At 56.3% G+C, this 13,310-nt stretch carries 13 protein-coding genes; 7 read left to right on the top strand and 6 right to left on the bottom strand.

Going from position 1 to position 13,310, the window contains the following annotated elements:
- The first annotated feature begins 75 nt into the window (after window positions 1-75).
- A complete protein-coding gene (tsf, locus tag ACR0K4_RS11055) occupies window positions 76-951 on the top strand; it encodes a translation elongation factor Ts (protein WP_480520403.1) in 876 nt (291 codons plus the stop codon).
- 357 nt (window positions 952-1,308) lie between these two features.
- Here tsf and ACR0K4_RS11050 read toward each other — a convergent pair whose 3' ends face one another.
- The 3 genes from ACR0K4_RS11050 to ACR0K4_RS11040 form a co-directional block, all read right to left on the bottom strand.
- The gene (locus tag ACR0K4_RS11050; RefSeq protein WP_480520405.1) at window positions 1,309-2,064 is read right to left on the bottom strand and encodes an autoinducer binding domain-containing protein; all 756 of its coding nucleotides are present in this window, start codon (window positions 2,062-2,064) and stop codon (window positions 1,309-1,311) included.
- A complete protein-coding gene (aroQ, locus tag ACR0K4_RS11045; protein WP_480853993.1) occupies window positions 2,061-2,510 on the bottom strand; it encodes a type II 3-dehydroquinate dehydratase in 450 nt (149 codons plus the stop codon). The genes ACR0K4_RS11050 and aroQ overlap by 4 nt, the downstream gene beginning before the upstream one ends.
- Before the next feature lie 130 nt (window positions 2,511-2,640).
- Complete coding sequence (locus ACR0K4_RS11040; RefSeq protein ID WP_480853991.1) at window positions 2,641-3,642, bottom strand: NADPH:quinone oxidoreductase family protein; 1,002 nt, start codon at window positions 3,640-3,642, stop codon at window positions 2,641-2,643.
- A gap of 140 nt (window positions 3,643-3,782) precedes the next feature.
- On the opposite strand from ACR0K4_RS11040, the gene ACR0K4_RS11035 reads away from it, so the two are divergent.
- The 4 genes from ACR0K4_RS11035 to ACR0K4_RS11020 all read left to right on the top strand — a co-directional run bounded on the left by ACR0K4_RS11035 (window position 3,783) and on the right by ACR0K4_RS11020 (window position 7,955).
- Window positions 3,783-4,601, top strand: coding sequence for an SDR family NAD(P)-dependent oxidoreductase (locus tag ACR0K4_RS11035; protein WP_480853990.1), 819 nt, complete (start codon window positions 3,783-3,785; stop codon window positions 4,599-4,601).
- Between the two features lie 17 nt (window positions 4,602-4,618).
- Window positions 4,619-5,644, top strand: a complete 1,026-nt coding sequence (locus ACR0K4_RS11030) for a phosphotransferase family protein (RefSeq protein ID WP_480853989.1) — start codon at window positions 4,619-4,621, stop codon at window positions 5,642-5,644.
- Window positions 5,645-5,823: 179 nt separating this feature from the next.
- Complete coding sequence (locus ACR0K4_RS11025) at window positions 5,824-7,041, top strand: serine hydrolase domain-containing protein (protein ID WP_480853988.1); 1,218 nt, start codon at window positions 5,824-5,826, stop codon at window positions 7,039-7,041.
- A gap of 47 nt (window positions 7,042-7,088) precedes the next feature.
- Window positions 7,089-7,955: an acyl-CoA thioesterase gene (locus ACR0K4_RS11020; RefSeq protein WP_480520417.1), complete on the top strand. Its 867-nt coding sequence runs from the start codon at window positions 7,089-7,091 to the stop codon at window positions 7,953-7,955.
- Here ACR0K4_RS11020 and ACR0K4_RS11015 read toward each other — a convergent pair.
- Window positions 7,952-8,719 (bottom strand): SDR family oxidoreductase, encoded by a 768-nt coding sequence (locus ACR0K4_RS11015; protein ID WP_480853987.1) that lies wholly within the window; start codon window positions 8,717-8,719, stop codon window positions 7,952-7,954. The genes ACR0K4_RS11020 and ACR0K4_RS11015 overlap by 4 nt on opposite strands.
- Window positions 8,720-8,920: 201 nt before the next feature.
- Here ACR0K4_RS11015 and ACR0K4_RS11010 point away from each other — a divergent pair, with 201 nt between their 5' ends.
- A complete protein-coding gene (locus tag ACR0K4_RS11010) occupies window positions 8,921-10,273 on the top strand; it encodes an ISNCY family transposase (RefSeq protein ID WP_480853986.1) in 1,353 nt (450 codons plus the stop codon).
- A 102-nt stretch (window positions 10,274-10,375) separates the two neighbouring features.
- Here ACR0K4_RS11010 and ACR0K4_RS11005 read toward each other — a convergent pair whose 3' ends face one another.
- Window positions 10,376-11,605: an acyl-CoA dehydrogenase gene (locus ACR0K4_RS11005; RefSeq protein WP_480853985.1), complete on the bottom strand. Its 1,230-nt coding sequence runs from the start codon at window positions 11,603-11,605 to the stop codon at window positions 10,376-10,378.
- 97 nt (window positions 11,606-11,702) lie between these two features.
- On the opposite strand from ACR0K4_RS11005, the gene ACR0K4_RS11000 reads away from it, so the two are divergent.
- Window positions 11,703-12,614 (top strand): LysR family transcriptional regulator, encoded by a 912-nt coding sequence (locus ACR0K4_RS11000; RefSeq protein ID WP_480520423.1) that lies wholly within the window; start codon window positions 11,703-11,705, stop codon window positions 12,612-12,614.
- A 3-nt stretch (window positions 12,615-12,617) separates the two neighbouring features.
- On the opposite strand, the gene phoB is transcribed toward ACR0K4_RS11000, so the two are convergent.
- Entirely contained in the window at window positions 12,618-13,307 is a 690-nt protein-coding gene (phoB, locus tag ACR0K4_RS10995) for a phosphate regulon transcriptional regulator PhoB (protein WP_480520425.1), read from the bottom strand.
- Window positions 13,308-13,310: the final 3 nt, after the last annotated feature.

Below are 13,310 nucleotides of genomic sequence, written 5' to 3'. Positions count from 1 at the left end.
GCTGCCCGTCACGTGAATGACATATGGGGCAGGGTAGACCTGCCCCTAATCCGTTTGAATTGAGGAGAGCCAAAGATGGCAATCACAGCAGCAATGGTGAAAGAACTGCGCGACTCGACTGGCGCAGGCATGATGGACGCGAAAAAAGCGCTGACCGAAACTGGCGGCAACATGGACGAAGCCGTTGACTGGCTGCGCACCAAAGGCCTGGCCAAAGCGGCCAAGAAATCGGGCCGTACCGCAGCCGAAGGTCTGGTTGCTGTTCACGTCAATGGCGGCAACGGTGTTGCGGTCGAGGTGAACTCGGAAACCGACTTCGTTGCGAAGAACGCCGAGTTCCAGGAAATGGTCGGCAAGATCGCTTATGCAGCGGAAGGCGTTGCTGACGTCGAGGCCCTGCTGGCCGCTGATCTGGGCGGCAAGAACGTTGCCGACACTCTGACCGACAAGATCGCGACCATCGGAGAGAACATGTCGGTGCGCCGTATGGCGAAGCTGTCGGGCGACACCGTTGTGTCCTATGTCCACAACGCAGCCACCAACGGCATGGGCAAAATCGGTGTTCTGGTTGCTCTGACTGGCGGCGACGAAGCGATCGGCAAACAGGTTGCGATGCACATCGCGGCTGTGAACCCGGCGGCCCTGTCCGAGGCGGACATGGATCCGGCTGTTGTCGAAAAGGAAAAGCAGGTTCAGATGGACATCGCCCGCGAATCCGGCAAGCCGGAGCAGGTGATCGAAAAGATGATCGAAGGCCGCATGAAGAAATTCGTGGCCGAGTCGACTCTGCTGAACCAGTCTTTTGTTGTGAACCCTGACCTGACCGTCGAAGCGGCAGCCAAGGAAGCGGGTGCCACCATCACAGGCTTTATCCGTCTGGAAGTTGGCGAAGGCATCGTGGTCGAAAAAGAAGACTTCGCAGCCGAAGTCGCCAAGGCCGCTCAGGGCTAAAGACGCTGGCCCCAGAAAAGGGTCCTTTGAATGTTATGAAACCGGCCGCATCGCGTGGCCGGTTTTTTCATGCGTAACAAGAACTGCAGAAAACGGGTCCTGAAATAGAATGAGGGGCCCTGCATGATGGGGATGGACAGGACCCCTCACAAATTCCAACGTAGGCACGCGGACAAATAGGCGCCCCCATGTCAGAGCGATCAGAGAGCTCTGGTATTGCAGAGGTCTGACCAAATGTTCCCTGGCTAAAGCCACCACTCACGGAACATTATCACTTTGCAACTTAGAGGGTGTCTTTGGAAAGTAATGATTTCCTTACCTAGCGTCAACTGACGCGGCTTAGCATCATAGCCAGCCCTAGGCTTCCATCACAAACATCTGATTCTGCAAAGACGCCTTTAGAACGGCCTGTGCCGTTGTCTCTACACACAGGGATTCGCGCGCCAGACGCAGGTGTTTTTCGACCGTAGCGGCAGTCAGCCCCATCAGTAACGCGATGTCCTGCGTGGTCTTACCGTCACCCACCCATTGCAGCGCCTCGCGTTGGCGTTTTGTCAACGCGCGGTTGGGCGCATTGTAGGGCAGGGTCAGAATCTTAAGGTGCGCCACGTTGTTCATCAACAGAATGTCGTCGCCATGTTCACGCCAGATCTCATCGACCTCGTCCTGGCTCTCGCTGTTTCTGGAACACAGCGAGATAGCCCCTTTGGACCGCATGGAAACTGATGTGAAGCTGACGGTGTAACCTGCAGTGATTCCACGGGATTTATTGAATTCAAACACTCTGAGTTCATCCGCTGACAGTACGTCATTGGACATCATATCCCCGATCATGCTCCAACTGGCGGCCCCTTCATTCTTCAGCGCCCATTTCAACATCGGCGCATGGAAATACAGGCCCGAGCGGAGAAAACCGTTCAGATAGTCATTGCAGTGATTGGTCAGGATGACAAAGTCTTCCGGATCGCCCAACGAGGTCGCCGTGCGGAACTGGGTGTGGCCGTACAAGAGACGGTCAAAACCAAATTGCGCCATCTGACGGCAATGTGCATCCCAAAGCTCTTCCAGCGTTTTCGTATAACTTAGAAAATTGAGATACTCTTTGAGGTTCATCCCGCGCCCTCCGCACGAATATGCGCTGCCAGTGCCTCAAGGGCGAGGACATAGCTTTGCGCCCCGAAACCACAAATCAGGCCGATGGCAACTCGGGAAATGTAGGATTTGTGCCGAAATGATTCGCGTGCGTGAATGTTGGACATGTGCACTTCGACCACAGGAACCTCGGCGGACGAGATCGCGTCCATCAGGGCAATCGATGTATGTGTATACGCCCCGGCATTCAGGACAATGCCGTCCTGCGTCCCCCGCGCGGCGTGAATTGCGTCAACCAAGGCACCTTCGTGGTTGGATTGAAAATGCGTGACAGTCTGCCCCAGCGTCGCGCCATGCGACACGCACAGCTCCTCGAGCATTTTCAGCGATGTACGACCGTAAACCTCAGGCTGCCTGATACCCAGCATGTTCAGGTTCGGACCATTCAAAACCAGGATATTCTGCATCGTCAAACTGTCCCCAACTTAATATTTTCCTTACGCATGAAACATGCGGAGGTCCAGCGGCGTCAGGGTCGCGCCACCACACTTGGTTCATTATGTTGTCAAAGAGCACGGGTTTGCGCTGTAACGCGCGTCACATATCGTCCATCAGAACGACAACCTTGCCCAGAACCGACCGATTGCTCAGCATTTCCAGCGCATCACCAGCGCGTTTCAGTGGAAATCGGGCTGTGATCCGCGGTTTGATCTCGCCAGATGCATACATGTTGAACAGGTCTGACATGTTCTGGGCATGACCTTTGGGGTCCCTGAACACGGATGCCCCCCAAAACACGCCTACGACCTGACATCCTTTGAGCAAGGTCAGATTGAGCGGAAGGCTTGGAATACCCGCCGGGAAGCCAACCACCAGATAACGACCGTTCCATGCCATGCTGCGCAACGCTGGTTCGGCGTAATCTCCGCCAACCGCGTCATAGACCACATCGACGCCTTCTCCGCCCGCCAGCGCCTTGATCTGGGCTGACAGCTCTTTTTGGGCGGCCTTGTCCAGATCACGCGGATAAACAAGGGTTTCATCTGCACCAAGGTCTTTGCAGAACGCAGCTTTGTCTTGTGATGAGACCGCAGCAATGACCCGTGCGCCCATTGCTTTGGCCAGTTCTATTGCGGCAGAGCCAACGCCGCCTGCCGCCCCGAGGATCAGCACCGTCTCACCAGCAGCCACCGCCGCCCGGTCCTTGAGCGCGTGATAGGATGTTCCATAAGTGAAGATGAAACAGGCTGCGTCTTCATATGGCATCGCGTCTGGCATCTTCACCGCAGATTTGGCCGTTAGGGTCAGGTGCGTGGCAAACCCGCCATGCCCGGTCAGCGCCAGAACCCGGTCACCGGGGACAAATCCGCTGACACCTTCGCCCAACGCGATCACCTCGCCGGCGACCTCACCGCCGGGTGCAAAGGGCCGGGGTGGTTTGATCTGGTACAAGTCCCGGATCACAAGCGTATCGGGAAAGTTTGCTCCTGCCGCGTGCACCCGGATCAGAATCTGCCCCTTCTGAGGCGTGGGATCCGGCAGCGAGGTCATCTCCAGAGTTTCAGGCCCGCCCGGCGTTACGCTGAGTAATGCTTGCATCTGTGGTTCTTGCCCCTTGCCTCATGGTTTGTGAAATCGTTGGATTGCAAACAGATGTTGTCAAGCCAATAGCCGAGTGCGGACCGTTTTCCTTGGGGTCAGCTTCGATGGTTAATGCAAATACTGACGGAGGATGCCCTGTGACACCCGAAACATTGTTTTCTTTGAACGGCAAAACGGCTCTGGTGACTGGTGGCGCAACCGGCATCGGGCGCATGGCCGCCGAGGCCTTGGTGCGCGCGGGTGCGCGGGTTCTGATCGCGTCCCGCAAGGGCGAGGCATGCGTAGCCGTGGCGGAAGAGATGAACGCACTGGATGCCCCCGGGTCGGCAGAAGGGTTTGCCGGGGATATCGGTAGCGAAGTCGGCATACAAGCGCTGGTAGACGAAGTTAAAAGTCGGACGCAAACTCTTGATATTCTGATGAACAACGCCGGTGTATCATGGGGTGCACCAATGGGTCAGTTTCCCTATGACGCCTGGGACAAGGTGATGTCGGTGAACGTGGCCGGGATATTCGAGCTGACCCAAAAACTGCTGCCCCTTCTGATGCATTCTGGCTCGGACGACGACCCGGCCCGGGTCGTAAATGTCGCCTCGGTTATGGGAGAGGTTCCGATGGGAGATGGTGCCTACAGCTATTCCGCGTCCAAGGCCGCGGTTATCCACCTCACCAAAATCATGGCCAAGGAACTGGCCCCTTACCGCGTCACAGTGAACGCACTGGCTCCCGGGCCGTTTGTCTCACGCATGACCGCCTTTGCAACGCAGGACCTGGAGACCCGTGAAAAAGTGGGCAAATCTGTGCCTCTGGGCCGGGTGGGCCGCGACGACGACATTGCCGGATGCCTTTTGTTCCTGTGTGGACGGGGCGGTAGCTATGTGACCGGCGGCGTCATTCCAGTATCCGGCGGGATCAACGTGCAAACGGCAGGCAATATCTTTGCCGAAGCGCTGTAATCGTCTAGGGTGTCCACATGTCAGAGCCGACAACCACATTGGATTTGAACGCAGTAACTGCGTATCTTGAAGCGAACATTGAGGGGTTTCATGGCCCCGTCAGCGCCACGAAATTTGCGGTTGGCCAATCGAACCCGACTTATCTGTTGGAATGTCCGGGGCAGTCTTATGTATTGCGTCGCAAGCCTTTGGGCGTATTGCTGAAATCGGCACATGCTGTGGATCGCGAATTCCGCGTTCAGAAGGCCTTGGCGGGCAGCGGCGTTCCGGTGCCGCGGATGCATGTGCTGTGCGAAGACGAAAGTGTGATCGGATCGGCGTTTTACATCATGGAGCATCTGCAGGGCCGCAGTTTTCAGGACCCGCTGATGGAGGGTGAGAGCAATGAAACCCGCGCACGCATTCTGGACGAGATGAATCGCGTGCTGGCGACGCTGCATGCGGTTAATATCGACGCCGTAGGTTTGTCGGATTACGGGCCGCCGGGGAACTACTTTGAACGGCAGTTGGCACGCTGGACCAAGCAATACCGCGCCTCCGAAACTGAGACGATCCCGGAAATGGATAACCTGATCACCACGCTTGAACGGCAGATACCAGCGGATGACGGCCAGCGCACGCTGGTCCACGGAGATTACCGTATCGACAACATGATGTTCCAATCGGATGGAACAAACTGCATCGGCGTTCTGGATTGGGAGCTTTCGACAATCGGGCATCCCTATGCCGATCTGGCGGCCGTCATTATGCAGTGGCAGCTTCCGCCAGGCAAAGAAGGGCGTGGGCTGGCAGGAGTAGATCGTGCGGCGTTGGGTCTGCCGTCTGATCAGGTCTTTGTAGATGCGTATTGCCGCCGTCGAGATATCGCCGGAATTGACAATTTCGGCTTTTATCTCGCATTCAACTTCTTCCGAATGGCGGCGATTTTACAGGGCGTCTACAAGCGCGCGTTGGATGGGAACGCGTCTGATCCGACCCGCGCACGTGCTTTTGGGGCCTATGTGCCCGTATTTTCCCGGCATGGCTTAAACGCGTTGATGTAGTATTAATCAGATGGTTACACAGGTACATTGACACCAAACACGACCGGCGGGGCCACATGTCACATCGACCGTAGATATTTTACGCACCGTGAATATAAACCCCGTGCCAAAATGGATTTCTCTGTTGTTTCGGCGCGTCTCGCGGCAAAGTTCAGGAAACACCAGACCGGAGTTACCGTATGGAATTCGATCCGTCCTCGCTCGGCCGCATCAGCGACTGGATGCAACGTTATGTGGATGAACGGAAATACCCCGGCAGTTCCGTCCTGATACACCACAAAGGTCACGAGGTCTTTTTTCACGCCTGTGGCCATCGCTCGGTTGAACACGGCTTACCGTTTCAACGTGATAGCCTGGTACGTATCTATTCAATGACAAAACCCGTCACATCCGCGGCCCTGATGATGCTACTGGAACACGGGTTGTTTCACCTGGACGCACCGCTTTCAGAATTTCTGCCGGAATTCAAATCGATGCAGGCTCTTGTTCCGGGTGCAACACGGATAGATCAGACCGAAAACGTTCCGACGCCAACCCTGCATCAGATTTTGACACATACGAGCGGGTTCAGTTACCCGTTCAATCCGGGGCTGTTGCCAGAGGCCATGGACGATCAAGATCTGATCTTCGGGCCGAACCAGGGTCCCTTGGCAGATCGGGTCTTGGCTTTGGCAGACTTGCCTTTGGCGTTTCGTCCGGGGTCACGCTGGGAATACTCGGTCGGCATCGATGTCATTGGTCGGGTGATCGAAGTGGTGTCCGGACAACCGCTGGACAGGTTCTTTACCGACTGGATTCTCGACCCGCTGAACATGCACAACACCGGATTCTCGGTGCCGGATGGGGCAGGGGACCGGTTCGCATCGCTTTACACACCGCTGGAAGGCGATGCGATGGCGCTGAATGCGTCAAAATCGGGCGGCGAGACTTTGCGATTGGTGGATGACGCCACAGATTCACCCTTTCTGAAGGCGACGACCTTTTCGGGAGGCGGCGGGTTGATCAGCACTCTGGACGATTACAGCCGGTTTTCTCGAATGCTGCTAAACCGGGGGCATCTTGACGGCGTAAGGCTTCTAAGCCCGGCAATCGTCGACTACATGATGCGAAACCATCTGCCCGGCGACATTGCATCAATGGGACCAAAAAGCTTTGCCGAACAGCCAATGGACGGTACCGGGTTTGGGATCGGTGGCGCCGTCGTCCTCGACCCGGCACGCACTCGTACGCCGGGCTCGGTCGGTGATTTCGGCTGGGGCGGGATGGCATCGACCTATTACTGGATCGATCCGGTTAACGCAGTGTCCTGTGTATTCTTCACCCAACTATCGCCCTCCAGCTCATACCCGTCGCGCTCTGAACTCAAGGCGCTTGTCCTCGGGGCACTGATTGATTGACACGGCGGTGAATGCTACCGCTGTGCCACCCAATGCGGAGCGCAAACATGACCGAAGCTGAACGTATCCTGCTGGATTTATTGAATATTGAAGGGCTTGAGGTCGATCTGTTCCGCGGCACCGGCTCGGGCGGTGAAACGCCGACCCGCATCTTTGGCGGTCAGGTGATTGCACAGGCCCTGGCGGCGGCTTACCGGACTGTCGAAGACCGGTTATGTCATTCGCTGCACGCGTATTTCATTCGCCCCGGTGATCCATCTATTCCTGTTATTTATCAGGTGGATCGCGCCCGGGACGGAGGATCATTCACCACCCGCCGAGTGGTTGCAATCCAGCATGGCAAACAGATTCTCAACATGTCCGCATCCTTTCACAAACAAGATGACGGCTGGACGTATCAACATCCGATGCCAGGGATTGCCGAGCCGCAACATCATCGCTCGCGCGATGAACTTCGGCAGAAATACCTGTCTCGTGTGCCAGAGAAATTCAAATCCGAATTGCTGCGCGAACGCCCGATCGAGGTTCGCGATGTTGCGCCTTTGGACTTGTTTCAGCCAGAGATCGCAGATGACAAGCACCAGCTCTGGTTCCGTATGGGTGCAGCGGATCGTGCGGATACGGTCACGCAACATCTATTGCTGGCCTATGCGTCGGATATGAGTTTGCTGAGTTCTGGTTTACGGCCGCATGGGCTGAGTTGGTTTACGGGGGAGGTCGACGCCGCCAGTTTGGACCACGCCCTGTGGTTTCACGCGCCGGTGCAGTTTCAGAATTGGCATCTTTATGCGATGGAGGCTCCTTGGACCGGGCAGGGACGCAGTTTCAACCGGGGCTCAATCTTCGCACAGGACGGCACATTGGTTGCATCCGTCGCGCAGGAGGGATTGCAACGGCGACGGACGAAGCCTTAGGAGTTGCCGATAAACTGTTGATTTAGCTTGTTCATACCAAGTAACCATCGATCATAGTCGGCTGTCTTCATGCGTATGTAATCAAGAACTTGCGGGTGTGGCAGGATCAGGAATTCTTCTTTTTCCAACGCGTCAACACAGGCCTGAGCTACGTCTTCCGGCTCCAGCATCCCATCGATGGATGCCACCGAATCCTCGAACCCACGGGTCATTTCTGATCGCACAGCCTGAGGACACAGCACCGAGACCCGAATACCCTTGTGCCCATAGGTCAGCGCAATCCACTCAGCCAAACCGATGGTGGCGTGTTTTGTCACTCCATATGGCGCAGCACCCGGCTGGTTCAGCAATCCGGCGGCCGATGCCGTCATCATCAGAGAGCCGCCGCCGCGCGCAACCATGCGCGGGATCAAATGCCGTGCGGTCCATACATGCGACATCACGTTGATCTTCCAAATCCGTTCCCATTCTGCATCCGGAACGTCAAGGCCACCCAATGTCAAAATACCCGCATTCGCGCAGAACAGATCGATTGGGCCGCAGTCACGCTCAACCGTTTCGATCAAAGTCTGGATCGCAGTTTCATCCGCGACATCGCAAGACAGGGCGCGGCCACCAATCTCACGTGCAACGGTTTCGACACCTGTCACGTTGATATCCGAACAAATGACATGCGCGCCATCTTTGGCAAACCGCTGCGCGAGACCTTTGCCAATGCCACTGGCTGCGCCGGTGATCACGACGGTTTTGTTCTGAAGCTGCATGGCACATCCTGTGACGTTTGGTTTCACAAACCAGCGTAACACCATGAGAAGGCACCGCCAATTGGGTTACATGGCGGTATCTTTCTTTTACATAATACCAATTATACGAAACTTAGTGATGTAGCCGCAAAGCTAAAATGTCACCCATGAGCAATTCAGGAATGTCACTCTACCCTCAAAAATCATTGAGGACGAGTGGACATGGGTTGGGTGATGATGAGCGAGCGCGATTTGAACCGCGTAGAGGTGTTGGCGCAGGTCGATGATGGCCGGCTGACAGTTGATAATGCGGCCAACCTGCTGGATCTGACGCGGCGCCAGGTGTTTCGGCTGTTGAGGCGATATCGCGTGGATGGAGCAACTGCGATCCGGCACAAGGCGCGCGGCAAACCTCCGAACAACCGGATTCACAAGGCAAAGCGCGACTATGCCTTGGCGTTGATCAAAGAAAGCTATGCTGATTTCGGGCCGACTTTGGCCGCTGAAAAATTGGCTGAACATCACGGGTTCAAGGTCTCACGCGAGACATTGCGCAAATGGATGGTCGAAGACGGGATTTGGCTGTCGCGCAAACAGCGACGGACTTTCCACCAGCCACGTCTACGCCGTGAATGCTATGGCGAGCTGATCCAGATTGATGGTTCGGATCACCGATGGTTCGAGGATCGAAACGACCCCTGCACCCTGCTCGTCTTCATTGATGACGCTACCAGCACGTTGATGGAGTTGCGGTTTGTGACTTCCGAAAGCACGTTCAGCTACTTCGAAGCCTTGGAGCGCTACCTGCTTAAGCATGGCCGTCCCGTCGCTTTCTACAGTGACAAACACACCGTCTTTCGAGTTCCCAAGCCTAACAAACATATGACTGGCATGACACAGTTCGGCCGCGCACTGGCGGAACTGAACGTCGAGATCATCTGCGCCAATTCCTCTCAAGCCAAAGGTCGGGTCGAGCGTGCAAACCGGACGCTACAAGATCGTTTGGTCAAAGAACTGCGCATTGCGGGCATCTCAAACATAGATGATGGCAACGCGTTCCTGACAGACTTTGTCGAGCGCTATAACGCCAGGTTCGCCAAAGCTCCGGCTAAGCCAGACAACCTGCACCGCGCTTTGAACATTGAACCGGATCGCCTCGCCGAAGTCTTCTGTCTGCGCAACAAACGCTATGTGACCAGAGATTTGACGCCGAAGTACGACCGCAAGCGCATCAGATTAGAGGTCAATGATCTCTCGCGCGGCCTGGTCGGCAAATACGTCGATACCTACGAGTTCGCAGATGGTCGGATCCAAGTACGTGCAAAAGGCGTTGCCCTGCCCTGCAGCATCTTCGATCCGCACCAGCAGCGCGTCACACATGCCGCAATCACGGAAAACAAGCGCCTCGGCGCTGTCCTCGCCCATATCAAGGAAGAACAGGAAAGAGGCCCAATCAAAACCACAGTCAAACCAGAAAGCGATCGCAATGGATATCGCAAGAACGGGCGCAGAAACAACGGTTGGAACACACTCGCGGACAGAAAACGCAAAGCCAGCCAGGGCTGCGATATATGAAGTCTCCGCCCTGTCAGGTTTTGCTACCGTAGCGCACTATGTTGACATTCCTGCTTTGCGAACCCGGTGACATTTCTACTTGGTTGCAACATAGTGATGGGCTTAATAAAACGCCTGTAGTCCAGTCTGGGCCCGCCCCAGGATCAACGCATGGACGTCATGTGTGCCCTCATAAGTATTGACTGTCTCAAGGTTCACCATGTGACGGATCACCTGAAATTCCAGCGAGATGCCATTCCCCCCGTGCATATCCCGCGCCATCCGTGCAATATCCAGTGCTTTGCCGCAGTTGTTACGCTTGATGATCGAGATCATCTCGGGTGCCGCTTCGGCCTGATCCATCAATCGTCCAACGCGCAGGCTGGCTTGCAAACCCAGCGCGATCTCGGTCTGCATATCCGCAAGCTTGCGCTGGAACAGCTGCGTTTGTGCCAGAGGACGATTGAACTGACGACGGTCCAGACCATATTGCCGCGCCGCGTGCCAGCAGCATTCCGCAGCACCCATCACGCCCCAGCCGATGCCATAACGCGCGCGGTTCAGACAGCCGAACGGGCCTTTCAGACCCTGCACATGCGGCAGTAAGGCGCCCTCGTCCACTTCGACGCCATCCAAAACGATTTCGCCGGTGATCGACGCGCGTAGGCTGAGTTTGTTTTCGATCTTCGGTGCGCTCAGGCCTTTTGTGCCTTTGTCCAGAACGAAGCCCCGGATTTTACCGTCATGAGCGTCGGACTTGGCCCAGATGACAAACACATCCGCAATCGGCGCATTCGATATCCACATTTTGCTGCCAGTCAGGCGATAGCCGCCGTCGATCTTTTCGGCCCGTGTCTTCATCGCCGCCGGATCCGAACCTGCGTCAGCTTCGGTCAGACCAAAACAGCCAATCCACGCACCGCTCGACAGTTTTGGCAGGTATTTACGACGCTGTTCTTCGCTGCCATAGGCATATATCGGATACATCACCAACGAGCTTTGCACCGACATCATCGAGCGATAGCCGGAATCCACCCGCTCAACTTCCCGCGCAACGAGACCATAGGTTACGTACCCTGCGCCAAGCCCTCCGTATTCTTCTGGGATTGTGGTACCCAGCAGACCCATTTCGCCCATTTCGCGGAATATTTCCGGGTCGGTTTCTTCGTTCTGAAACGCTTTGGTAACCCGTGGTTGCAGTTTTTCCTGCGAATAGGCTCGCGCACTGTCGGCGATCAGGCGCTCATCTTCTTCCAGCTGGTCTGCCAGACGAAACGGATCCTCCCACGAGAAACCGCCCAGTTCGGGTGCATCTTTGGCTTTCAATGTCGGTTTGCGGTCAGGCGCATTCATTTTTGGGCTCCATGGAAACTGCTTGGCCGTACTGTAATCTGAGTATTCCGCAAAAAACAGCGAGACATTTTCAAGTTTTCATGACTAAAACGCATAGATGAAAGCCAACCGTCCTGTTCTTCCCCCAATCTCGACCCTGCGTGCACTGGAAGCCCTAGATCGGCTTGGTTCCGCGTCTGCCGTGGCCGAGGAAATGGCCTTGACCCAGAGCGCCATCAGCCGTCAGCTTCAAACCCTTGAAACCCAATTGGGCGCTGTTCTGGTGCACCGGGATCGAAAGCGACTACGGCTGACGCAAGCCGGACAAGACTATGTCGAACATATTCGTCCCGCTTTGGCCCAGATCGCGCAGGCGGCACTGAAACTGCATATCGCACCTGTCGGCGGGACGCTTAACCTAGCAATTCTGCCGACCTTCGGGATGCGCTGGCTGGTGCCAAGACTGCCGGATTTCACGCGCGGCCATCCCGATATCACCATCAACATGTCCAGCCGACTGCGCCCCTTCAACTTTGCCAATGAATCTTTCGATGCTGCGCTGCATTTTGGTGAACCGGATTGGCCGGGAACGGACCGTTTGCTGTTAAAAACCGAACGTGTTCTGCCCGTGTGCGCGCCAGGCCTGCTGCCAAAGGGCATGCCCCAATCGCCAGATGAGTTGCTGAAACTGCCATTATTGCACATTCAGACACGACCGCGCGCCTGGCAGGACTGGTTCCGGCAAATGGGTGTGACGGCCCCGTCCCCCCTGCCCGGCATGGTCCACGATCAGTTCACGACCCTGAACCAGGCCGCTTTGCACGGGCTGGGTATCGCATTGCTGCCGAATTACCTGATCGAACAGGACCTTGCGACCGGTCAGCTGATCGCCGCCTTTTCGGACGCCGTTGAGACGGTGGGCGCGTATTATCTGGTTTGGCCGACAGAGAAATCGGACGACCCCACCCTCAGGCAGTTTCGGCACTGGCTCGCGTCACAGGCACAAACAGATGAAACGCTGCCGCGTTAGGTCTTAGCCAAGCGCATATCCCGCACCGCGCACGGTCCGAACCGGATCTTCGCCGCCATGCTGAGTCAGTGCCTTACGCAGACGCCCGATATGAACGTCCACGGTGCGCGTATCTACATAGATGTCGCGACCCCAGACCCGGTCCAGCAATTGCTCGCGACTCCAGACGCGGCCCGGCTTTTCCATGAAGGTGCTCAGCAAGCGAAACTCGGTCGGGCCGAGTTTGAGCGGTTTGTTGTCCCGACTGACCTTGTGGGTTTCGGAATCCAGGATGATATCGTCGAATTCCAGACGGATGCCCACAGTCGCCGGGCGCACGCGCCGCAACTGAGTCCGGACCCGCGCCATCAGTTCCACGACGGAATAAGGTTTGACCACATAGTCGTCCGCACCGGTTTCCAGCCCCCGGACCTTGTCGACCTCTTCAGACCGCGCCGACAACATGATGATCGGAATAGATCGCGTGTCCGGTCGGGTTTTCAGACGCCGGCATACCTCGATCCCGCTGAGATTTGGCATCATCCAGTCCAGAACGATGATGTCGGGGCAATCCTCATCCACCAGCAACATCGCCTCGTCGCCGTTTTCGGCCTTGGAGACGCGAAAACCCTCGGCCTCCAGATTGTAGGCAAGCACCTCGCGTTGGGCCAGTTCATCCTCGACAACCAGAACTGTTGGTTGGTCCGCAGACATTGG

The sequence above is a fragment of the Ruegeria sp. K11 genome (assembly GCF_056531905.1).
This window is presented reverse-complemented; position numbering and strand designations above follow the sequence as displayed.